This is a genomic window from Streptomyces sp. NPDC048442 (assembly GCF_040651475.1).
In the GTDB taxonomy this organism is placed as follows: domain Bacteria; phylum Actinomycetota; class Actinomycetes; order Streptomycetales; family Streptomycetaceae; genus Streptomyces.
Genome location: NZ_JBEZKB010000025.1, coordinates 135,410 through 156,531 on the forward strand (window position 1 = coordinate 135,410; position 21,122 = coordinate 156,531).

Annotated in this window: 17 protein-coding genes and 3 pseudogenes; 7 read left to right on the forward strand and 13 right to left on the reverse strand. The window is 68.6% G+C overall.

The features are described 5' to 3' along the window. Nucleotides 1–106: 106 nt before the first annotated feature. Nucleotides 107–514, reverse strand: a pseudogene (locus tag AB0D18_RS30795) (hypothetical protein); the annotation flags it as partial. A gap of 175 nt (nucleotides 515–689) precedes the next feature. Between AB0D18_RS30795 and AB0D18_RS30800 the strand changes: the two are divergent. After that, on the forward strand, nucleotides 690–1,289 hold the full coding sequence (locus tag AB0D18_RS30800; protein ID WP_362425784.1) for a hypothetical protein: 600 nt from the start codon (nucleotides 690–692) through the stop codon (nucleotides 1,287–1,289). A gap of 146 nt (nucleotides 1,290–1,435) precedes the next feature. On the opposite strand, the gene AB0D18_RS30805 is transcribed toward AB0D18_RS30800, so the two are convergent. Genes AB0D18_RS30805 through AB0D18_RS30815 form a run of 3 tightly spaced genes read right to left on the reverse strand, consistent with a single transcriptional unit; the run spans nucleotide 1,436 to nucleotide 3,911 of the window. After that, the gene (locus AB0D18_RS30805) at nucleotides 1,436–2,308 is read right to left on the reverse strand and encodes an enoyl-CoA hydratase/isomerase family protein (RefSeq protein ID WP_362425787.1); all 873 of its coding nucleotides are present in this window, start codon (nucleotides 2,306–2,308) and stop codon (nucleotides 1,436–1,438) included. After that, nucleotides 2,305–2,751 carry an OB-fold domain-containing protein gene (locus AB0D18_RS30810; protein ID WP_362425790.1) on the reverse strand — a complete coding sequence of 149 codons (447 nt, stop codon included), beginning with the start codon at nucleotides 2,749–2,751 and terminating at the stop codon, nucleotides 2,305–2,307. The genes AB0D18_RS30805 and AB0D18_RS30810 overlap by 4 nt, the downstream gene beginning before the upstream one ends. 8 nt (nucleotides 2,752–2,759) lie before the next feature. Then, nucleotides 2,760–3,911 carry a lipid-transfer protein gene (locus AB0D18_RS30815; protein ID WP_362425792.1) on the reverse strand — a complete coding sequence of 384 codons (1,152 nt, stop codon included), beginning with the start codon at nucleotides 3,909–3,911 and terminating at the stop codon, nucleotides 2,760–2,762. A 98-nt stretch (nucleotides 3,912–4,009) separates the two neighbouring features. Here AB0D18_RS30815 and AB0D18_RS30820 point away from each other — a divergent pair, with 98 nt between their 5' ends. Next, nucleotides 4,010–5,677 carry a FadD3 family acyl-CoA ligase gene (locus AB0D18_RS30820; RefSeq protein WP_362425796.1) on the forward strand — a complete coding sequence of 556 codons (1,668 nt, stop codon included), beginning with the start codon at nucleotides 4,010–4,012 and terminating at the stop codon, nucleotides 5,675–5,677. A 75-nt stretch (nucleotides 5,678–5,752) separates the two neighbouring features. On the opposite strand, the gene AB0D18_RS30825 is transcribed toward AB0D18_RS30820, so the two are convergent. From AB0D18_RS30825 to AB0D18_RS30835, 3 genes are all read right to left on the reverse strand, one after another. Further along, nucleotides 5,753–6,157, reverse strand: coding sequence for a hypothetical protein (locus AB0D18_RS30825; RefSeq protein ID WP_362425799.1), 405 nt, complete (start codon nucleotides 6,155–6,157; stop codon nucleotides 5,753–5,755). Nucleotides 6,158–6,402: 245 nt separating this feature from the next. Continuing rightward, the gene (locus tag AB0D18_RS30830; RefSeq protein ID WP_362425802.1) at nucleotides 6,403–6,567 is read right to left on the reverse strand and encodes a hypothetical protein; all 165 of its coding nucleotides are present in this window, start codon (nucleotides 6,565–6,567) and stop codon (nucleotides 6,403–6,405) included. A 186-nt stretch (nucleotides 6,568–6,753) separates the two neighbouring features. Further along, nucleotides 6,754–9,690: a BTAD domain-containing putative transcriptional regulator gene (locus AB0D18_RS30835; protein WP_362425805.1), complete on the reverse strand. Its 2,937-nt coding sequence runs from the start codon at nucleotides 9,688–9,690 to the stop codon at nucleotides 6,754–6,756. A gap of 171 nt (nucleotides 9,691–9,861) precedes the next feature. Between AB0D18_RS30835 and AB0D18_RS30840 the strand changes: the two genes are divergently transcribed. Continuing rightward, complete coding sequence (locus AB0D18_RS30840; protein WP_362425809.1) at nucleotides 9,862–11,082, forward strand: amidohydrolase family protein; 1,221 nt, start codon at nucleotides 9,862–9,864, stop codon at nucleotides 11,080–11,082. Nucleotides 11,083–11,559: 477 nt separating this feature from the next. Then, nucleotides 11,560–12,147 carry a hypothetical protein gene (locus AB0D18_RS30845; protein WP_362425812.1) on the forward strand — a complete coding sequence of 196 codons (588 nt, stop codon included), beginning with the start codon at nucleotides 11,560–11,562 and terminating at the stop codon, nucleotides 12,145–12,147. Nucleotides 12,148–12,356: 209 nt separating this feature from the next. Here AB0D18_RS30845 and AB0D18_RS30850 read toward each other — a convergent pair. From AB0D18_RS30850 to AB0D18_RS30865, 4 genes and pseudogenes are all read right to left on the reverse strand, one after another. Next, nucleotides 12,357–12,622 (reverse strand): annotated as a pseudogene (locus tag AB0D18_RS30850) (Txe/YoeB family addiction module toxin). After that, nucleotides 12,619–12,885: a type II toxin-antitoxin system prevent-host-death family antitoxin gene (locus AB0D18_RS30855; protein ID WP_362425815.1), complete on the reverse strand. Its 267-nt coding sequence runs from the start codon at nucleotides 12,883–12,885 to the stop codon at nucleotides 12,619–12,621. Before AB0D18_RS30855 ends, AB0D18_RS30850 begins: the two are co-directional and overlap by 4 nt. Before the next feature lie 112 nt (nucleotides 12,886–12,997). After that, a complete protein-coding gene (locus AB0D18_RS30860; RefSeq protein WP_362425818.1) occupies nucleotides 12,998–14,149 on the reverse strand; it encodes a hypothetical protein in 1,152 nt (383 codons plus the stop codon). Between the two features lie 214 nt (nucleotides 14,150–14,363). After that, entirely contained in the window at nucleotides 14,364–14,939 is a 576-nt protein-coding gene (locus AB0D18_RS30865) for a GNAT family N-acetyltransferase (RefSeq protein ID WP_362425821.1), read from the reverse strand. A gap of 163 nt (nucleotides 14,940–15,102) precedes the next feature. Here AB0D18_RS30865 and AB0D18_RS30870 point away from each other — a divergent pair, with 163 nt between their 5' ends. Together AB0D18_RS30870 and AB0D18_RS30875 are read left to right on the forward strand one after the other, a co-directional pair. Further along, on the forward strand, nucleotides 15,103–15,483 hold the full coding sequence (locus tag AB0D18_RS30870) for a type II toxin-antitoxin system RelE/ParE family toxin (RefSeq protein ID WP_362425824.1): 381 nt from the start codon (nucleotides 15,103–15,105) through the stop codon (nucleotides 15,481–15,483). Continuing rightward, the gene (locus tag AB0D18_RS30875) at nucleotides 15,480–15,827 is read left to right on the forward strand and encodes a helix-turn-helix transcriptional regulator (protein ID WP_362425827.1); all 348 of its coding nucleotides are present in this window, start codon (nucleotides 15,480–15,482) and stop codon (nucleotides 15,825–15,827) included. Before AB0D18_RS30870 ends, AB0D18_RS30875 begins: the two co-directional genes overlap by 4 nt. A gap of 895 nt (nucleotides 15,828–16,722) precedes the next feature. Here AB0D18_RS30875 and AB0D18_RS30880 read toward each other — a convergent pair. After that, nucleotides 16,723–17,241, reverse strand: coding sequence for a hypothetical protein (locus AB0D18_RS30880; RefSeq protein ID WP_362425830.1), 519 nt, complete (start codon nucleotides 17,239–17,241; stop codon nucleotides 16,723–16,725). A gap of 975 nt (nucleotides 17,242–18,216) precedes the next feature. Here AB0D18_RS30880 and AB0D18_RS30885 point away from each other — a divergent pair. Beyond that, a complete protein-coding gene (locus AB0D18_RS30885; protein WP_362425833.1) occupies nucleotides 18,217–18,738 on the forward strand; it encodes a ricin-type beta-trefoil lectin domain protein in 522 nt (173 codons plus the stop codon). A gap of 1,410 nt (nucleotides 18,739–20,148) precedes the next feature. Here AB0D18_RS30885 and AB0D18_RS30890 read toward each other — a convergent pair. Next, nucleotides 20,149–20,946 (reverse strand): annotated as a pseudogene (locus AB0D18_RS30890) (serine/threonine-protein kinase); the annotation flags it as partial. Nucleotides 20,947–21,122 lie beyond the last annotated feature (176 nt).

The following is a 21,122-nucleotide window of genomic DNA, read 5'->3' on the forward strand; positions in this document are numbered from 1 at the left end:
CGCCTCGCTCAGGGGCGGGGTCGTAGGTGGCGCCTTGAGTGTCGTCGTGAGTGTTGTCGTGAATGTCGTCGTGAGTGTCGGCTCGTGAACGCCTGCGTCTGTGCCCGCGGCCGGTCATGAGCAGGGCGCCCAGAAGCATCAGGACTCCGCCGGCGAGTGCGCCCGCGACGCCCATTCCCAGGCCGGTGCCGTCCGTGTGGATGGCCAGGCCGGACGCCGCCTGACCCTGGCGCACCATCCAGAAGACCGTGAAGCCAAGCGTGATCAGTCCGGCCAGCCCCATCAGCAGCCGGGACCTCAGCAGCACTGCGGCCAGCGTGACCAGTGCGGCGAAAAGGAACGGCAGCAGCAGGGAACCGGCCAGCTCCGCCCTGGCGTCTGTGATCCCGTTGAAGAGATCCATGAAGCGGTAGTCGCGCCCGTGCCGACCGTCGTACCAGGACCGGAAAGGGCTCCATACGGCCGCCGCCGCTCCGGCGAGAGCGATGACCGAGCCCAGGATATTCCTGACCATCTCGCGCTCCTCTTGTCGAGGTTCTGTCGAGGTCTCAGGGGTTCGACGCTACGCCCGGGGTTTGGGACGTGCCATGTGACAGGCGCTGCTAGGGTGTCATGCACTTGTCCTTATGGGATCTTTACTCCTGCCAGAGTTATCCCAAACTGCATTAAAACAACGGGGGTTGGAAGCTATGAAGCTTCGCCATGTCCGCGCAGTGGCCGTTTTCGGCATCGCAGTCGTCGCACTCACCGGTGCCCGGGGCTCCCACGGGGGCAGCTGCGGCGGCGGTCACAGCTCCAGCTCCAGCTCGTCCAGCGGTGGCAGCGACAGCTCCTCCAGCTCCTCCGGCTCCTCCAGTGGCGACTACCAGGCGTCCACGGGCGGCTACGACGGCTCCAGCTCGTCGAGCGGCGGCTCCAGCTCGTCCTCCAGCTCCAGCTCCAGCTCGGACTCCAGCTCCAGCAGCACCACCGGCTCCGTCCCGGGCTCCGGCGGCAGCAGCAGCGCCTCCCGCGACCTGCGCATCTCGGAGTGCAAGTACGACCCGTCGCGCGGTCTGGTCGCCGGCATCACCGCGACGAACAGCAGCTCCTCGCAGACCTACACCTACAGCTTCACGGTGAAGTTCACCAACAGCGGCTCCACCGTCGGCACCCGCTCGACGAGCATCGTCGCCGTCGCCCCGGGCCAGTCCCGGACCAGCGACGTCGCCACCCCGTACGTGAAGAAGTCGACCGAGTCGCTGGTCGGCCGCTGCGAGGTCAAGTACGTGACGCGCACCAGCTCCTGACACAGGGCGTGAGGTACGGGTGGCCCGGTCGTGCACGACGCGGCCGGGCCCTCCGTCGTACGGGCGCGGCTCTCTCGACGATCGATCAGGGTGGACGACGATTCCCGTGCGAACAACTTCACGGCCGTCGCCGCAGGGTGAATCGCTCAGCGAATCCGGAACTCAGACCCCCGCTTCCCCTGCTTCCCCCGCTCCCCTTGCTCCCCTCGCTTCCGGAACAGCTCCGCCTGCCGCCCCACCGGCAGGTTCCCCAGCGCGATCAGTTGCGGAGCCTGCGCGTACGCCTGCGCCCGCGCCGCCTCCTTCGTCGCCCACACCGCCCGTACGGTGCCCTGGACCGCCTCCGTCGGGGACCCGGCGATCACCTCGGCCGAGCGCAGCGCCCCCGCCAGCTCCTCTCCGTCCGGCGTCACCTCCGACACGAGTCCGACCTCGTACGCCCGCCGCGCCGACATCCGCTCGGCTGTCCCCAGCAGCGCCATCCGGGCCACCTCCCCGTACGGCATCCGCTGCGCGAGCAGCGCTGTTTCATAGGCGCTGACCATTCCGTACGTCGTGTGCGGGTCGAAGAAGGTCGCGCTCTCGCCCGCCACCACGAACTCGGCCTCGCCCAGCAGGTAGAACGCCCCGCCGCACGCCATGCCGCGCACCGCCGCGATGACCGGCTTCCACAGGTCGTTCGCCTTCGGGCCGACGGTGAGGAGCGGATCGTCGGTCGAGTACGGGGAGGACGGCTGCGGTACGTCGACGGAGCGGTCGATTCCGGTGCAGAACGCCTTGGCGCCCGCGCCGGTCAGGACGATCACGCGCACGGTGTCGTCGTATCGGAAGTCCCGCCAGGCGTCCGCCAGTTGAGCGGCGGTCGTCAGGTCGATGGCGTTGAGCTTCGCGGGCCGGTCGAGCGTGACGACGGCGACGCCGGTGCCCTTGTCCCGCTCGACACGGACGCTCGTACCCGCCCCCGTACTCGCCCCCGCACTCGACCCTGTACTCGCTCCCGTACTGGCCCCCGTACTCACGGTCGCTCCAGCAGCCAGCGCGGCACGGTCGTCCCGTCCGGCAGCTCCGTGAAGGTGACCTGCACCTTCGCCCCGATCCGCAGCCGCCCCGGGTCGACGGAGTCCAGTGCGGCGCCGGCCGCGGCGACCACATTCCCGACGAGCCGGATGTGCGGTGCGTCGGCCAGTTCCACGATCACCGCGTTGTACGGGGCCTGGGCGGCGTAGGCGGGCAGGAGGGGCGGGTGGGGCACGACGTACGACCACACCACGCCCTTCCCGCTCATCAGCCGCCACTCGGACGCGAAGGAGTGGCAGTGCGGGCAGCACGGCCGGGGCGGGAAGCGCAGCTCGCCGCAGTCGGCGCAGGCCTGTACGCGGAGCTCGCCGCGCGCGGCGTACTCCCAGAAAGGGGCGCCGTCGTTGTCCACGACGGGGGTGAGGAGGTCGTCGGTAGTGGTCATCGCAGGGCTCAACTCCTCAGCAGCAGAGCGGAAGTGGGGACGCCCTCGCCTGCCGTGACCAGGCAGGTGGCGGCGTTCGGGACCTGGGCGGTGCTGGTGCCGCGCAGTTGCTTGACGCCCTCGTTGATGAGGTTGAAGCCGTGGACGTACGCCTCGGAGAGTCCGCCGCCGCCTGTGTTGATCGGCAGCCTGCCGCCGCTCTCCAGCGCCCCGCCCTCGGTGAACGCGGCCCCTTCGCCGCGCCCGCAGAATCCGTACCCCTCCAGGGAGAGCGGGATGAGCGGGGTGAAGGCGTCGTAGATCTGCGCCACGTCGACGTCGTCGGGACCGAAGTCCGCCTGTTTCCAGAGGTGTCGGGCGGCGGTCCAGGCCGGGCCGGTCAACGGGTCGTCGTTCCAGTAATTGACCATGCCGTGGTGCTGGGCGGGCAGACCCTGTGCGGCCGAGTGCACGTACACGGGCTTTCGCCGGCAGTCCCGCGCCCGCTCGGCGGAGACGATCACGCACGCCAACGCCCCGTCCGTCTCAAGGCAGTTGTCGAAGAGACAGAGCGGTTCGCTGATCCAGCGCGAGGTCATATACATGTCGCGGGTCAGGGGGCGTTCGTACATCATCGCGGCGGGATTCTGGTTGGCCCGGTTGCGGCAGGCGAGGGCGACGTTGAAGAGGTGCTCGCGGGTCGCGCCGTACTCGTGCATGTAGCGGCGGGCGAGCATGCCGATCTCGTCGGCGGGGCGGAGCAGGCCGAAGGGGCGGGTCCACTGGGCGGGGGTAGGCAGCTGAACTGCCGTGTTCCGCCAGGGCCTTGGCCCGCTCCCCCTCTTTCGGGACCGCCAGGCGACCCCGACGCTCGCCTGCCCGGTCGTGATCGCCGACGCGAGGTGCGCGACGGTCGCGCACGAACCGCCGCCCCCGAAGCCGACCTTGGAGAAGAAGGTGAGGTCCCCGAAGCCGGCGGCCTTCGCGACCTCGACCTCGTCGGTCTCCTCCATCGTGTACGAGGCGAGACCGTCGACCTCGGAGGGATCGATCCCTGCGTCGTCGAGCGCGGCGAGGATGGCCCGGCAGGCCAACTCCTTCTCGCTTTCCGGGAGTTGTTTGGCGAAGGCGGTCTGTGCGATCCCGGCTATCGCAGTCGCATCCTTGAGTGCTGCTGGCATGTTTCCCGGCCACCTCCGCAACGGTCCTGGCTGCTGACAGCGCGTCAGGCTACAGGTAATCTGACGGTTAGTCAGCTAGTGGTGTGGGAGGGCTTGCGATGCAGTTCGACGCACAAGGCGACGCACAGTTGGACGCGGAGCGGAACGCTCGGTGGAACACCGTCCCGGACCTGGTGCGGCACGCCGCGAGCCGGTACGGGGAGCGGGAAGCGGTGGTCGAGGGCCGCACCCGCATCTCGTACGCGGAACTGGGCGAGCGCGTCGAACGCGCGGCGGCGGCGTGCATCGCCCGAGGGGTCCTTCGGGGCGACCGGGTGGCGGTCTGGGCCCCCAACACCCTCGACTGGATCGTCTCCGCCCTGGGCGCGGTGACGGCGGGCGCGGTCCTGGTCCCGCTCAACACCCGCTTCAAGGGCGCGGAAGCGGCGTACGTCCTGCGCCAGTCCCGCACGAAACTGCTCTTCATCACGGGCACGTTCCTGGGCACGTCGTACGTGGCGTCGCTGCGGCGGGCGGCGTCCGAGGATCCAGGGGGAGACCCGGCGGACGCTCTGGGGGAAGCCCCCCTCCCCGGCCTGCCCCACCTCACCGACGTGGTCGTCCTCGCCGACGACGCCGTCCCGTCCGACTTCCTGACCTGGAAGGACTTCCTGGCGGCGGGGGAGTCGGTGAGCGGTGCGGCCGTCCGCGAGCGCGCGGCGCAGGTGGCCCCCTCCGACCCCTCCGACATCGTCTACACCTCGGGCACCACCGGCCGCCCCAAGGGTGCCGTGATCACCCACGCCCAGACCCTCCGGGCCTACGACATCTGGGCCGACCTGGCCGGCCTCCGCGAAGGCGACCGCTACCTCATCGTCAACCCCTTCTTCCACACCTTCGGGTACAAGGCCGGCATCATCGCCTGCCTCACCCGAGGCGCGACGATGGTCCCCCAATCCGTCTTCAACGTGGACACTGTCCTCGCCAACATCGCCGCCGAACGCATCTCGGTACTCCCCGGCCCCCCGACCCTCCACCAGTCCCTCCTCGACCACCCCGCCCGCGCGTCCCACGACTTGACCGCGCTGCGCCTGGTCGTCACGGGCGCCGCCGTCGTCCCCCTCCAGCTCGTCGAACGACTCCGCAGCGAACTCCACATCGCCACCGTCCTCACCGCCTACGGCCTCTCCGAAGCCTCCGGAATCGTCACGATGTGCCGCCGCGGCGACGCCCCGGACGTCATCGCCGCCACCTCCGGCCGGGCGATTCCCGGTACGGAGGTACGGGTCGAGGCCGCACCAGGCACCCCGGGAGAAGTCCTGGTCAGGGGCTTCAACGTGATGCAGGGCTACTTCGAGGACCCGACCGGCACGGACGCTGCGATCACGGAGGACGGCTGGCTCCGCACGGGAGACGTAGGGGTCCTCGACGAGAGCGGAAACCTCCGCATCACCGACCGCATCAAGGACATGTTCATCGTCGGCGGCTTCAACGCGTACCCCGCCGAGATCGAGCAACTCCTCGGCCTGCACCCGGACATAGCGGACGTCGCGGTCATCGGCGTCCCTGACCCGCGCCTGGGCGAGGTGGGCAAGGCGTACGTGGTCCGCCGCCCCCGCCCGTCCCCCACGCTCACCGCCGACGACGTGATCGCCTGGTCCCGCCGCGAAATGGCGAACTACAAGGTCCCGAGATCCGTCGAATTCGTCTCCGCCCTGCCGCGCAACGCGAGCGGGAAGGTGGTGAAGGGGGAGTTGCGGGGGCGGGGCCGGGAACGGGGCGTCTGACGTTCACCTTGGAAAGGTGTCGCGCATTGCCACGGGGAGACAGTTTGCGGCTGAGCGGCTCGCATCACTTCGCGCTCAGCGATCCGCGAGGGCGTTCCACGCCGCCGCGCGCAGGTCGCGGATCTCGTTCATGGCGGTGCGCCAGGACGGGGCGTCGCCGGGGGCCGTGCGGACCGTGTACTCCGCTTCGCGCAGGCGGGCCGCCGTCTCCGGGAAGCGGATGATCTCCACCGTCACCGCCCAGCTGTCCAGGAACTGGGTGAGCGGGGCGAGGGCACCGGTGCGGGCCGCGCGGTTGAGGGCCTCCTCCATCTGCCGCTCCATGTCCGGGAGCTGGTGCGGAGCGAGGCGGACGAGGGCGGAACGCAGTCCCGCGGTGGAGCGGTCGGGCCGGGGGGCGAGCGGGGTGCGGCCGTCGGCGGGCACGCTGCCGGGGGCAGCGGGCGCGGGCACGGCGGCGGCGTTGCGCTGGACGGTCATTCCGGTCCTTCCGGGGCCTTGCGGGATGCGCGGTCCGGCTGACCCGGGGCTGTGGCCTGGGGTTTTACGGGCGCGGGTCCTGCGGATCTCGTACGGGAGGAGGGCGGAACGGGGGTGCGGGTTGCGTCGGCACCGTACGTGTACGTGACACGTGTACGGTGCCGGCGCGGCCCGCCCCCGGAAATGCGTCGGCCGCGACGGCTCCCCCTCCGCGCCGCCGCGGCCGATCCCCCGTGCAGGAAGGTCTACTTGGCGGGTTCCGAGGACGCGTGCATGTCGTCGGTCTTGGCAGGCTCCGACGAAGCGTGCATGTCCTTGGTCTGAATCTGCTCGTCGTCAGCGCTGCTGGCGTGCATGTCGAGCGGCTTGACGTCAGGCGTGGGCTTCTTGGCGTCGCTCATGATCATCATCTCCGGTGAGTCTGTGCTGGGCAGATGGGTGGAGCCCGCTCGGTCGTTCCCCCGTGGCCGACCGGGCGGGCTCCGCAGGGCCGTTCACCCTAGTGCGTGGCCCTGGGCTCGGTCCCGCCTGCCCCCCGACGCGACGGATCCGACAGCCATGACGATGCCGGAGGGCGATAAACGAACGATGAACGCCTAGGCTGCGGCGGCCAAGGTGAGCAATTTGTGTACTTCGGCGGCTTCTGGTGAGCTCGACTCTTCGTAAATGGCCAACGCCTCGCGCCAGCACACATGCGCTCGACCGCTTTGGCCGACCGCGTGCAGCGCCCGGCCGAGCACGGTGAGGACGTTGCCGCGCCGCCACTCGCCGCCGATCCCACGGAGAACGGTCAGCGCTTGCTCTGCCTTGGCGGCCGCCAGGGCCGGTTGCTCCGCAGCCATGTCGACCTCGGACAGCCGGAAGAGCGTCATGCCTTCCCAGAAGCGCTGGCGGCTGTCGCGGAAGACCGCCAATGCTTCGTAGAGCCGTTCCGTGGCCTCCTCGCGCTGTTCGTTCTGGGTGAGCGCCAGTCCAAGCGCATACCGCGCGTTCGCCCCGCGCAAGGTGTTCCCCATGCCGTCGTAGATGTCCAGGCCCTGCTGGGCCAGGGACACGGCGCTGGCCGTGCGGCCCATCGCGAGATGGATGCGCGAGAGGTTGCACAGGGCGCTGGCTTCGCCGGGACGGTCGCCGATGCTGCGGAAGTTGGCGATGGCCAGGGTGAGGTGGGTTTCGCCGTCCGCGTGCCGGTTCTGGTACAGCGCCATGATGCCGCGCGCATTCGGCGCCCAGCAGGTGGGCAGCGGATCCTCCGCCGCCGTGGCCAGCCGCATGACCTGTTCGGCCTCCTGCTCGGCCTGCTCGAAGCGGCCCGAGGTGTGGTGCACGTCGGCGAGGGTCAACAGGGCGCGCCCTTCGGCCCGTTCGTCCCCGTTGGCCCGCGCCGCCTCCCGTACCGCTCGTGCCGTCGACTCGTACTCCCGCGCGTTGGCCCCCGATTCGCCCAGATCCAGCGCCGCCCACAGCAGATCCACCGCCCGACGCACGGTTCCCGCCCCGGCCGACTGACGTACGGAGGCCAGTAGGGGGCCGGCCTCCCGGTACAGCCAGTCCTGAGCGTCGTGGCGGTCGGTGAACGTCAGTCCGCTCCAGTCGACCGGCTCCAGGTGATCCACCAGCCGATCCCCCGGCCGCTCGATCGCATACACCCCCGCCGCCGTAGCCAGATAAAAGTCCAGCAACCTCGACAACGCCGACTCCCGCCCCACCGCCGGCTCCTCGTCCCGTTCCGCGCACGCACGCGCGTAGAGGCGTACGAGGTCGTGGAAGCGGTAGCGGCCCGGGGAGGCCGATTCCAGGAGGGACGTGTCGACGAGGGATTCCAGGATGTCCTCCGCCTCATAGAGGGGGAGGCCGAGGACCGCCGCCGCGGCGGCCAGCGAGATGTCCGGGCCGTCCGCCAGGCCCAGCAGGCGGAAGGCGCGGGCCTGGGCGGGCTCCAGTTGGCCGTAGCCCAGCTCGAAGGTGGCCTTGACGGCGAGGTCGCCCGCCTGGAGTTCGTCGAGGCGCCGCCGTTCATCGGCCAGTTTCGCCGCCAGTACGGACACGGTCCAGGTGCGGCGGGCGGCCAGCCTGGCCGCCGCGATCCGGATCGCGAGGGGGAGGAAGCCGCAGGAGGCGACCACGTCGAGCGACGCCTCGCGTTCGGCCGCGACCCGCTCCTCGCCCACGATGCGAGTGAAGAGCTGGAGGGCTTCCTCCGGGGACATGACGTCGAGGTCGATGAGGTGGGCGCCGGCCAGGTCCACCATCCGGGTGCGGGCTGTGAGGAGGGCCGCGCAGCCAGGCGTGCCGGGGAGGAGTGGCCTGACCTGCGACGCGTCACGTGCGTTGTCGAGGAGTACGAGGACCCGGCGGCCGTCGAGGGTGGAGCGGTAGAGGGCGGCGCGCTCGTCCAGGGTGTCCGGGATCGCCGTGTCCGGGGTGCCCAGGGCGCGGAGGAAGGCGCCGAGAACCGTCTCCGGTTCGGCCGCGCGAGAGCCCGCGCCCTGGAGGTCGACGTACAGCTGCCCGTCGGGGAAGTGCGGGCGGGCCGCGTGTGCGACGTGGACGGCGAGGGTGGTCTTGCCGACGCCGCCGATGCCGGCCAGGGCGGAGACGGCCATGACGCTCGTCTCGGCCTTGGCGAGGCGGTCGCCCAGTTCGCGTACGAAGGAGGCGCGGCCGGTGAAGTCCGGTACGGAGGCCGGGAGCTGGGCGGGGCGGATCACAGCGGGGGCGGCCGTGGCCGGGGTTTCGACCGGCCGGGCCAGCTCCTCGTCCGCCTCCAGGATGCGCTGCTGGAGCCGGGAGAGTTCCGGGCGCGGGTCCACGCCCAGCTCGTCGGCGAGCATCCGGCGTGTGTCCGCGTACACGGCGAGCGCCTCCGCCTGCCGCCCGCAGCGGTAGAGGGCGAGCATCAGGAGCTCGCGCAGGCGTTCGCGGAGGGGGTGGGCGGCGGTGAGCGCGGTCAGCTCCGAGACCGCTTCCGCGTGGCAGCCGACCTCCAGGTCCAGATCCAGCCGGGTCTCCGTGAGCTGTAGGCGCCACTCCTCCAGCCGGGCCCGCTGCGACTCCGCGTAGGGCCCGGGTACGGAGGCCAGTACCTCGCCGTCCCACAGCCCGAGGGCCTTGGTGAGCAGGGTCCGCGCCTCACAACGCTCCCCGGCGGCACGGGCCTTCTCGGCGTCCGCCGCCAACTCCTGTGCCACCGCCAGGTCCAGTGCCCCGCCGGCCGGCCGTATCGCGTACCCGCCCGCCAGGCTGACCAGGACGTCCGCGCCGAGCGCCTTGCGCAGCCGGGAGGCGTACGTACGCAGGGCGGCCAGCGCCTGCGACGGCGGCTCCTCGCCCCAGATGCCGTCGATGAGTTCGGCGGCGGTGGCGGTGCGGCCGTCGCGCAGCAGGAGCAGGGCGAGCAGGGCCCGTTGCTGCGGGGACCCTGCGGGCACGGGCTCGCCGCCGCGCCAGGCTCGGACCGGTCCGAGCAGGCTGAAGCGCAACTCGGACGCGTCGGGGACGCGGTCCGGCGCCTCGCCCGGTATGCCGTCCATTGCAAGCCCCCTGCCGTTACTTCCCGTAGCACCCCGTATGGCAAGTGTCAGTTTGCCCTGTCCATGGCGAGTGCGTCAGTACGGAAACCTCAGAGGAACCTCAAGGATGCGAGCAGAAACTGCACTCACACCCACCTGACGGATCGTCAGATCGGCGGTACGGTGACGGTCATGGACAGCTTCCCGAAGATCATCTCGGTGGACGACCACACGGTGGAGCCCCCCGGCGTCTGGCAGGACCGGCTCCCGAAGAAGTACCGCGACATCGGCCCGCGCATCGTGCGCGCACCCCTGAAGGAAATGACCTTCCTGGGCGGAAAGTTCGCCCCGGTCATGGGGGAGAAGGGCGACGACGGGCCGATAGGCGACTGGTGGGTGTACGAGGACCTGCACCGCCCCCTCACCCGCCTGGACACGTCCGTCGGCTACGACCGCGACGAGATCAAGCTCGAAGTGATCACCTACGAGCAGATGCGTCCGGGTTCCTTCTCCGTCCCGGACCGGCTCGCCGACATGGACGTCAACCACGTCCAGTCGGCCCTCTGCTTCCCGACCTTCCCGCGCTTCTGCGGCCAGACCTTCACCGAAGCACCCAACCGCGAACTGGGTTTGCTCGGCGTCCGCGCGTACAACGACTGGATGGTGGACGAGTGGTGCGGCCCGGCCGCCCACGGCCGCCTCATCCCCCTCACCCTCGTCCCGCTCTGGGACGCGGACCTGGCCGCCGCGGAGGTACGCCGCAACGCCGCCCGCGGAGTCCGCGCCGTCGCCTTCTCCGAGATCCCGCCGCACCTGGGCCTCCCGTCCATCCACACGGACTACTGGGACCCCTTCCTGCGCGCGTGCGACGAGACGGGGACGGTGATCGCGATGCACATCGGCTCGTCCTCGAAGATGCCCTCGACCTCGGCGGACGCCCCGCCGGCCGTCGGCTCGACCATCACCTTCGCCAACTGCTGCTTCTCGATGGTCGACTGGCTGATGAGCGGCAAGTTCGAACGCTTCCCGAACCTCAGGATCATGTACGCGGAGGGCCAGATCGGCTGGATCCCGTACATCCTGGAACGCGCCGACGTGGTCTGGGAGGAGAACCGCGGCTGGGGCGGAGTCGCCGACAAGGTCCACCGCCCCCCGTCCGAACTCTTCACGGAACACGTCTACGGCTGCTTCTTCGACGACGCGTTCGGCCTGAAGAACCTCGACTCGATCGGGGTGGGCAACGTCCTGTACGAGACCGACTACCCACACTCGGACTCCACGTGGCCGAAGTCCAAGGAGGTCGGCGAAGCCCAGATGGGGCATTTGGCGGCGGACGTGGTCGACCGCATCGTCCGGGGCAACGCGATCGAGCTGCTGGGGCTGACGGCGGAGGGGCTGTGGCCGGGGAAGTGAGGGCGGGGAGGTGCGGGCGCGGGGAGAACTGGGCCCGCACTTCCCCTCCGGGAGACGGGTAGGACGCTGTCGGCCCTGTCGACCCTGTCGACCCTGTCGGTCCTCTCGGCCCTCTCGGCCCTCTCGGCCCAGTCGGTCCTGTCGACCCTGTCTCGGTCAGGCTTCCTGCCGAGGAGGGCCGTTGGGCGGTGCAGGTAAAGGGACCGGCTGCCCACGCCGCAGTGATGCGGTCGCGGCAGACCACCAGCAGCAGGGCAGGCCTCAGTGCAGGTCACTTGATGCTCTGCGAGCGGCAGTTTCTCCTGGCCGGATGTCACGGTCCTGTCATACGACGATCACGGCCGGAACTTTCGGGAGCCTCCCCGTCATCTCCCCTTGCAGAACCACGGCAAGAGGCCGGGGCGTTGGCGGGTCGCCGATGTTCCCGAGGCCAGATGGCCTGTCCGCCAGGGGCAGGAACTCGTTGAGGAGAGAATCATGCTCGTTCGGAAGAAGAAGATCTCGGTGTTCGCCCTCGCCGCTCTGGCTGCCGGTATGGCACTCACGGCCTGTGACAGCAACGGCACCGACGCGGCCTCGTCTTCCCGGGCCGGTTCGTCTTCCTCCGCAGGTCCGCAGACCCCCAGCCCCGAATCGAAGTCCGACAACAAGGGCGCGACCTCGGGTTCCTCCAAGAAGGCCGGGACCAGCTGCACCAACCAGATCGACTACGCGGGCGACTCCCGCTCCAATGCCGAGATCAACAGCATCGGTGCGGACACCGGTCACTGCCCGGCGCCGGAGAAGAAGGGCAAGCCCGCTGGTACTCCGAAGAAGGACGGGACCAGCTGCACGAACCAGATCAACTATGCCGGTGACTCGCGTTCCAACGCTGAGATCAACAGCATCGGTGCGGACACCGGTCACTGCCCGGCGCCGGAGAAGAAGGGCAAGCCCGTCGGCACTCCCAAGAAGGACGGGAGCAGCTGCACCAACCAGATCAACTACGCGGGTGACTCGCGTTCCAATGCCGAGATCAACAGCATCGGCGAGGACACCGGCTACTGCCCGCCCGTCAAGCACTGACGGAGCGGAGAGCCGCGAGTTCTCCCAGGGAGCGGGAACCCCGGAAGGTCGCCGGCGGCGGACGTGGTCGACCGCATCGTGCGCGGCAACGCGATCGACCTGCTGGGCCTGACGCCGGACGGGCTGTGGCCGGGCGCGGGCAAGTAGCCGGTACGCGAAGGACGGGGCAGGCCCCGGGCGCGACCCATGGCACCCGAGGGGGGCTGCCCTCAGCCGTAGTGGTAGCGGGCCTGAAGGATGACGAGCTCGCTTTCCGCAGCCTGGGGCAGGTAGATCAGGCGGCGTTCATCGGTGATGCGGTGGCGCGACCATGCGCCCGCGAGCGCGTGCTTCAAGGCTTCCGGCTTTCCGATGCCTGCGTAGGGATCGCGCAGTGTGTCCTCGATCAGCATGTTGATGCGCTTGAGGATTTGCCGGTCGGCGTCTGCCAGTGGGTGCAGTCGTCCCAGCCCCGTCGGGTGAAGGTGAGCTTCAACGGCCGGCCTCGTCCTCGTCCCGGATGAGCTCGTGCTGCTCGGTCCGGCCTTCCATAGCTTCCTGGTAGGAGGCAAGGAGCCGACGGGCGTTTGCGGGGGAGCGCAGAAGGTAGGCCGTTTCCTGCAGTGCCTCGTACTCCTCCGCTGCCACGAGGTAGGCGCTGCCGTTCTTGGAGACGATCTCTATGGCGCTGCGGTCGCTGTTGACCTCTTCGATGAGGGGGAAGAGGCGGCGGCGGGCTTCGCTGGCTGTGATGGCCACGACGACTTCCTCCTGGGACTGGTACAAGAAACGGCACCAGTGTTCGCGTGGGGGTGCCGTGCGGGCGCAGGGCGCCAAGGGGGCACGGGTGGGTGGTGTGCGTCGGTGCTGCTCAAAAGGGTGGTTCCGGATATCCGGGGGTGGTGAGGGGTGCCCACCAGCCGCCGTGTTCCGCTTCGGAGAGGGCGGCGAGTCGGGGATGTTCGCGGCGGCACGGATTGCAGTAGACCTCGTCGCCGGTGGGGCGGAAGTGGTGCTCGCCGGGGCGGCCGGGGCCCCGACACTCCGTGATGGGTTTGGGGCGGGTCGGTGGGGCGGTTGCGGGTGCCGCTGTGGCCCTGGCTTCGAGGGCGGTGCGGTCGGGGAGCTTGTCGCGGAGGCGGTGGGTGACGAATCCGGCGGGATTGCGGATGGGTTCGCCCGGCAGGTCGTGGGTGAGGGCGGTGTGGATCTCCCAGGCGGGGGTGCCTTGTTGGAGGTGGTCGGTGAGGGCGTTGGCGAGGTAGCGGACGTTGCGCGGGGTCAGCTTCAAATCGCTCCGCGTGGCCGGTAGATCACGGAGAACACGTTCGGCGAGGGCGAAGTGGCGTGCGCGATTGGCGAGCTGTGTTGGGTCCGGGGTGGGCCCGGGGGCGGGCTGGGGGATGGTCGCCATTGCTGTCGGCGCCGGTCCCGCTGGCTCCGTACTGCCCGCTGCCTCCAGCGCTGCGGGGGCCTGTCCGGCTGTCTGCGGTGTCGCCGTTGGGGGGTGTGCTGCTGTTGCCTGCTGCGGCGGCGCTTCCGGTGCAGTTTCCGTCGCGTCCCGTGTGGGGTCTTGGGATGGGTGGGTGGGGGGTGTCTTGCCGTTGTTCTTGGTGGTTCCGGTAGTACCAAGAGAGCGGTCGGTTCGCGGACCACCCGGTCGACCGGCGGTCGGATTCGGAGTACTCGGTGAGGTGCCCTCGCGCAGGGCGGTGAACTGGTCCTCCGTGAGGGGGACGGTGGACACCCACTGATCCGTGAACCAGAGCCCGCCTTCGCCCTGTTCGCGGAAGTCGCGGAGGTAGCCGTACTCGGCGAGCTCCTTCTTGACCCTCTTGTACGTGTTGTGGGTCAGGCCCAGTGTTTCCGCGTGCTTGCTCAAGGGGGCTTGCTGCTCGTCCGGCCTGAGGTCGCTGACGTGCGCGATCAGCAGGCGGGCGGCGGGGTCGAGTTCGGTGCGCCGGATGAGAGCCCTGGGGACCTTCACCCACGCCCGCTCGGGCGGGATAGCATGCAGAAACATCGCAGGGGCTCCTTTGGAAAGCCTCGGTGGTGAGGCCCTCGCCCGGTGTTCCCGCACCGTCGGGGGCCGCCCTACGCGCCGTACCGCACGCGGAGAGTGATGACGCGGTCACCGTACCGCATCAACTGGCCACGCTGTGTAGGTCTTTGGGGATTCGCGCGCTTCGATCCCGGCCAGCGCGGGCTCGCCAATGATGGGCGGAGCTGAGGGCGTGCTATCGGACGCGAGCGTGGAGATGCATGTCGTGCCAGCCGTCCGCGTGCAGCAGTGCGTGGCGACGGACGCCTTCCTGTACGTACCCCGCCTTGATTGCCACGTGGCATGACGCCTGGTTGACCGCCGAGTGCCCGAGTTCAAGGCGGTGGAACCCGCCCTCGCCCAGCGCCCACCCACTCACCGCTGCGACGGCTCGCGAACAGACACCAGCTCTGCGGGCCCATGGCGCGGTCCAGTACGAGATCTCGGCCTGGCCACCCGCAAGAATCACTGATTGCAGAGAAACCCGGCCAAGGACAGCTTCGCTGTCGACGTCGACGACCGCCCAATGGGCGGCGACTTCGTCCTGCCAGCCCCGCTGCCACTGCGTGATCCACTCTCGGGCTTCCGCTTCGGAGTCGGCCCGTTTCAAATGCCATTGCTGGATATCCGGGTCCTGGAACGCCTTCACGACGGCAGCAGCGTCCTTCAACAGCCAAGGGCGCAGCAGCAAACGGCCCTCCGCCGGCAGAGACGGCTGGGGAGCCCCAGCCAGACAACCAGTGGACATCAGCGGTGCGACCAAGGCAGGCATGGGCACAGCATCTCAAGCCGGATCACAGCATGAACGAGTGCCCCGAGGATCAAAGTTCGGGCCCGCCTCTGCCCCACTTCGGCCTTCACTTGTGGACCGCCCCAGGGGATGGCGCATCCCCGCACCGGTGGAATATGTCGCGCACACCATATAATGTCGATGTGTGAGCGCACTGTATGAGATCGAGCTGGAGCCGGAGGTCGCCCAGTGGCTCGACGGCCTTTCCGACAAGCACTTCGGGAAGGTCGACGATGCCTCGGGACTCCTGGCCCAACTCGGCCCCGCCACTCCCATGCCCATCGCCCGCCCGCTCCGGGACGGCGTGTGGGAACTGCGGCTCGTGCTTGGCGATGTGGATGCCCGCATCACGTACTGGATCGTGCCGGACCGGCGGATCGTCTTCCTGACCTGGTTCCGGAAGACGCGGCAGCACGAGGACAAGCAGATCACCCGCGCGGTGTTGGCCCGGAAACGGTGCGAGGCCGAGCACGGTTTGGCGGACACTGTCTTCCACCGGAGCGAGACGACAGGAGGAAGTCGATGAGTGGCCACAGCAAGCTCAAGGCCCTGCGCGAAAAGCGCATCCGGGACGGCTACCCGGAGACGGAGGAGCGAGCCCAGGAGCGTCGGGAGAACCTCCTGTCCATGGCTCTTGCCGTCGTCGTCCACCAGCGGCGCAAGGAGCTCGGCCTGACACAGGCCGAGGCCGCGGAGCGTTGCGGACTGGATCAGGCGAAGATCTCCCGCATCGAGGGAAGCGACGCCGTCCCCACCCTTCCGCTGCTCTACAAGCTGTCCAAGGGGCTCGACGCAACCCTGCGCATCGACATCGACATCGACGACGACCAGCCGAAAATCATCCTGACTCCCCACCACGCCGCCGCATAGATGCGGTGCGGGCCGCACGCTCCCGATCCTGTACTCCGTGAAGCCCGGCGAGGTGGAGCGGCCCATCGGTACGCGACCGGGAACGTCACCTGTCGAGCCTCAATGGCCGACGGGGGCGGGCAGAGCGGTGTGTGTCGGTGCTGTTCAGAAGGGTGGTTCGGGGTATCCGGGGGTGGTGAGGGGTGCCCACCAGCCGCCGTGTGGTGCGGGAGTACCTCGGGTTGCCCGAGGCTGATCCGGAGACATTGGCCGTGCCGCTTATCGACCCCACCGGGCAGGATCGCAGCGAGGGCAAGGGTTCCGTCGACGACAAGGGCCGGGAGGTATAGCGGGGCCGCAGCGGCAGTCCGACGGCCGGAAGTTGAGACGGCAAGTTCAGGGATTCAATACTCGAGCGGTGCGCGACGAATATGCGACGTGAAACAACTCCCTGAGCTGCCCTCTCCAGGCGGGTTGATCTTACCCACTGGGCAAGTCCAGTTTTCCTCTTTCCTGGGGTCTTCCCAAATAGCCGTGCCGTTCACTACAGCCGGTCTGGCTGGGCGGTTCGTGCCCGGTACCACCGGTAGACCGATCGCGAATAGTTCCACGTAGGAATTTGGGATTTGTTCTGCTAGAGCGCAGAGCGTATCCTCTTCCGATTTCGAAATATCTACTCGAAATCCGGAACCCATGCCCGAGCGATCTTCGACTAGGACATCGACATATCGCGGAGGAGTTCCTGCACTCGTAAGTGTTACGCGGGGGATTTCCGCCTCAGGGATGTGCAGGTCGCTCAAGACAAATGCGATTAGTTGCTCAAGGTCTGGCACTCGAATCTCCATGTGGCTTATTGGTGCAATGGGGGCATGGCACTCGAACGGGTGTCATGCCCCCATTGCACTTGCTAGCTCCCTCAGATCAGCGTGACGATGAAGTCGAACTCGCTGTGAACCTTGCGGTAGCCCCCAGTTATGGGGAACGTCTCGTCGATCTTGAGAACGTACCGGCTGGTGGGTGTAATGAATGACGAATGCACCGTGTAGTTTACGGGGACGTTTGAGTGAGTGTCCCTGTAGCCGAAGGATTTCCCATTCTTGGTTGCTGTTGCAACTTCGGACATGAGTCCCTTGGCAGCAGCAACATGCCTAGCACTAAGTTTCTGGCTCCAGGCGAAAGTGAACTTGTCGGAGCCGTACTTTACCTGCCCGGTAAAGTTCGCATCGTTGCTATTGCCTGCGTAGCTGTTATTCTGTGGCGTGAAGTAGAAATTAGGAAACTCTGCGGGTGCGCTCTTTCGAGACACTCCATTCGTGACTGTTTCCGTCGACGTGGTGCCGGTCATCTCGACCACATACGACTTAAGTGGCGCGGTAGGGCGAGCGTTGTCCGCATGCGCTACTGGCGTCAAAGCCCCAAAAGCAATGACCGCCATGGTTGCAGCTAATGCGGTGCGAATTCTTCCCACTTGATCCCCCAAAAATCTTCTCGACTGGTCGAGATGGAAACTACCTTTCGAGTGAGGGTGATGCAGTGACGCATGTTACATATGGTTATTTATTTTAAGTCATATAAAGGTGGCTGATTTCGATGCCAATATGCGGGCCAGTGACAAATAGGCCGGTTGCGGTGAAGTGCGGCAAACGGAGGTCATCCGAACACCGCTGGCGAGAGCACCTTGGGGCAACCGGCCCGCTGCACGCTAAGCGATCTCGGTGAAGTCCAATGCTGATCCCGTGACGCTCCTGTCGGCCGCGACGCTGTCGATGGCCCCGGCACCGCGCCGACGCGTGTCAGGGCCATACCTGTAGCCGCCCCCTGCTGCCGGTGGAGTCCGCTGTGGGCTACGAAATCTTCACGCATACGCCGTCTTGCAGCACGTAGCCAGGCGGACATGTCATGACCGGCTCTTGCTGCACGCATTCGCCGTCGACGTATACGTACCCGGGCGGGCAGGCCGGGAACTTAGCGCCCTCGGTGCTCTACCGAGGTGCGGGCCGGTTCCGGGTGTGAGTAGTTGAGGTGCAGGAAGTCCCGGTGAGATTGCTCTTGCTGGGGCGCCCTATTCGCCGGGGCCCCGAGCTGGCGGGGCACGCTGCCTAACCCCGACGTGCGTCCCGCCCGCGCGATTGGGCCGTTCGGGTGTCGTCACCGTGAGCTGAAGTTTGGTACGGCATTCGCGTGGTTCCGCGCAGATGTTCCGTAGCCGACGGCCGGCCCCACTGGCCAGGTTGTCTGATGACCGTCGTCCTGCATCTGCCTCGAATGAGTGATCACTTTGCCCGGGCGGAGCATCACCGCTACTCACCGCTACCGGCGACCTACGGGCTCGATCAGGATGCGTGGGTACCGGCTGCCCGTCTTACGTCGGTGCTCCAGCGTTTCCACTTCGACGATTGAGGTTGTGACCATGTCATCACTCTTGTTCCTCCGTGGCCTTGGCGTCCTCGTCGGCACGGCACTGACGCTCACCCTTGCCGCGGGAGCGCCGTCCTCCGCGGCGGCTCCTACGGCCCGAGCCGCACAGGCCATGTGCCTGGACGTCGGTGCTACCCGCAACAACGGTGACCTGGCAAAGATCTGGCGGTGCGGCGACCACCCCAACCAGCGCTTCGTGATCGCCAATGGGCAGATCAAGGTCGAAGACACGATCGGCACCGGCACGGAGATGTGCCTGGACGCCGGCGCCACCCGCAACAACGGCGCCCGGACGAAGATCTGGAGGTGCGCCAAACACCCCAACCAGCAGTGGATCGTCCGCAACGCGCAGATCGTGCTGGCCGACACTGTGGGCGAAGCCCGGGAGATGTGTCTGGATCTCGGCGCCACCCGCAACAACGGCGCTCGGACGAAGATCTGGAGGTGCGCCAACCACCCCAACCAGCAGTGGGTTCTCCAGCGCGGATACATCAAGGTCGCAGACACGATCTGACCGTCGGTGGGCAGGGGCCGGACCGCCCGGCTCGGCGCGGCCCCGGCGGGATTCGCCCGGGGCCGCGCCGTATCTGGCCCTCATGCCTGGTTGGCCTCGTCCGGGTCTCGCAGGGGCCGCAGCTCACTGGACACGCTGACTGCTTCCTGTCGGGCTTTTGTTCGCAATGATCACGACACGTCACTAGTCGGGCGCGCTGTGCGAAGTCGGCGGCGATGATCACGGCGCCGTCCGGACCGGAGACCGGGGCATTCGGCCCGGTGTGCGGGCGGCAGCGGCAATGCGTGAGGGGCGAATGTGACGGACAACGGGACACAGGCCCACAGCGGCGAGATCCTGTGGCGGGCGGTGCTCACGAGCGGCGACGGCTGGAGCCCGGCCGAGCCGTTCGCGGACCACATCAGCAGGAGGTCCCCCGCCCTGGCCGAGGTGAACGGCGTCCTGTTCAGGGCGGGCCCCGCCCCCTGTGGGCCGAACTGGAGAGGGTCGCCGCGCGATGGCTCGCGGACCAGTGGCCCGGCCCCGCTTGCCGGTGCGGGTCTTCGCGCGAGGAGTCCGTCAGCCCAGTGTCTCCAGCAGGTCCTCGCGGACCTTGCGGGTCAGGATTGCCGTCTCTTCCAGTCCGAAGGTGCCGCGGAACTCGACGCGGCCCACGGTGTTGGCATCACCCCAGGCGCACATGGTGACGGTGCCCTTCTCCTGTGTGGACACCTGTTGGCAGTTGAACTCGATCTTCGAACCGGGGACGCGCACCTTCTTGTGCACGGTCACGGGCTCCGCGCTCGCCGCGTTCGCACTCGCGGGCCGCAGTTGGGAGTCCCGTTGCTCCTTCGGGTTCTTGAACAGGCCGTAGCTGCCGGTGAAGTCCATGTCCGTGAACGGCATGGACCTAGCGGTCCCGGAGTAGGAGCCGAAGAGGTGGTGCACGTCTTTGCTCTTCTCGGTCGCCGGGACGGCGTCCTTGCTCTCGACCGGATACCCCTTGAGCGTGAACATTCCGCCTACCACCAAGGGGGACATCGTGAGCTTGTACTTGGCCGGGGGGAAGGGGGTTTCGTCGGTGCCGCCCCGGCCTTGAAGCAGGTACGTGGCGAGGCCGATGCCACCGATCACGAGCAGCGCGCCGAGCGCACCGGCGGCGTACCGCGCGCGGCCCTTCTTCGGGGGTGGCGGGGTGGTCGTGGGGCCCTGGCCGCCATGCGAGGGGGGTGGGTTGGGGGAATCGGTCGTCGGGGGGCGCGGGTCGGCGGACACGGTGGCGGCGCTCGCGAGGCCGGCGCCGGGCGACGCGGCGAGGCCGGCTCCGGGCGATGCGGCGGGGGTGGCAGGGGCGGGCATGGTCGGTGGGTACGGAGCGGGTTCCGGGGGCGGGTCCGCAGTCGTACCCGCAGTCGTACCCGCAGCCGTGTCGGGGGCGAACAGGTCCAACAGGGCGTCCAGTGTGGGCCGTTGGGCTGGATCCTTGGCCAGGCAGTCTGCGACCGCCGGCCGTATGCCCGCAGGCAGGGCCGACAGGTCCGGTTGCTCGTGCACCGAGCGGTACATCAGCCCCATCGGCGTGCCCTCCCCGAACGCGCTGCCACCGGCCGCCGCCACCAGCACCACGCCCAGTGCGAACACATCTGCCGCACCGCTGACTTCGAGCCCTTGCGCCTGCTCGGGGGCCAGGTAGCCGGGGGTCCCGAAGGCCGCCCCGGTGGAGGTCAGCCGGGTCGACTCCACCGCTCGGGCGATGCCGAAGTCGAGGACGCGCGGGCCGTCGTCGGCCATGATGATGTTGCCCGGCTTGAGATCGCGGTGGATCAGGCCGCAGGCGTGGATGGCCTGCAACGCCTCCGCCAACGCGGCGCCCAGCAAGCGGAGTTGGGGCTCGCCCATCGGCCCCTGATCCGCGAGCAGCCCCGACAGTGTGGGCCCCGCGATGTAGGCGGTCGCCAGCCAGGGTGCCGTCGCGTCGGGGTCGGCGTCGACCACCGGCGCCGTATGGAACCCGCCGACCCTGCGGGCGGCCTCGACCTCGGCACGGAACCGCGCGCGGAAGTGCGGATCGGCGGCCAGCTCCGGCCGGGCCACCTTGACGGCAACGCCGCGTCCGCCACGGGACCGTGCCAGATACACCGTCCCCATCCCGCCCGCGCCCAGCTCCCGCTCGACGGTGTACTGACCGATGCGCTCCGGCAGCTCCACGCCGTCCGCTCGCCACCCCATGTGCTGCCCCACGCTTCCCCGTTGAGATGCCGGTCCCACCCTGTGCGGCGGCTCGCGACCCACCCGTAACCCCGGGGCCGCCCATCGCGCGCGATCAGTATGCCCGCGCGCTGTGGGCTCTGACCCGCCGATCGTGAAGGTCATCCGTACGCCTGGCGGAGGGCCTGCGGACCGGC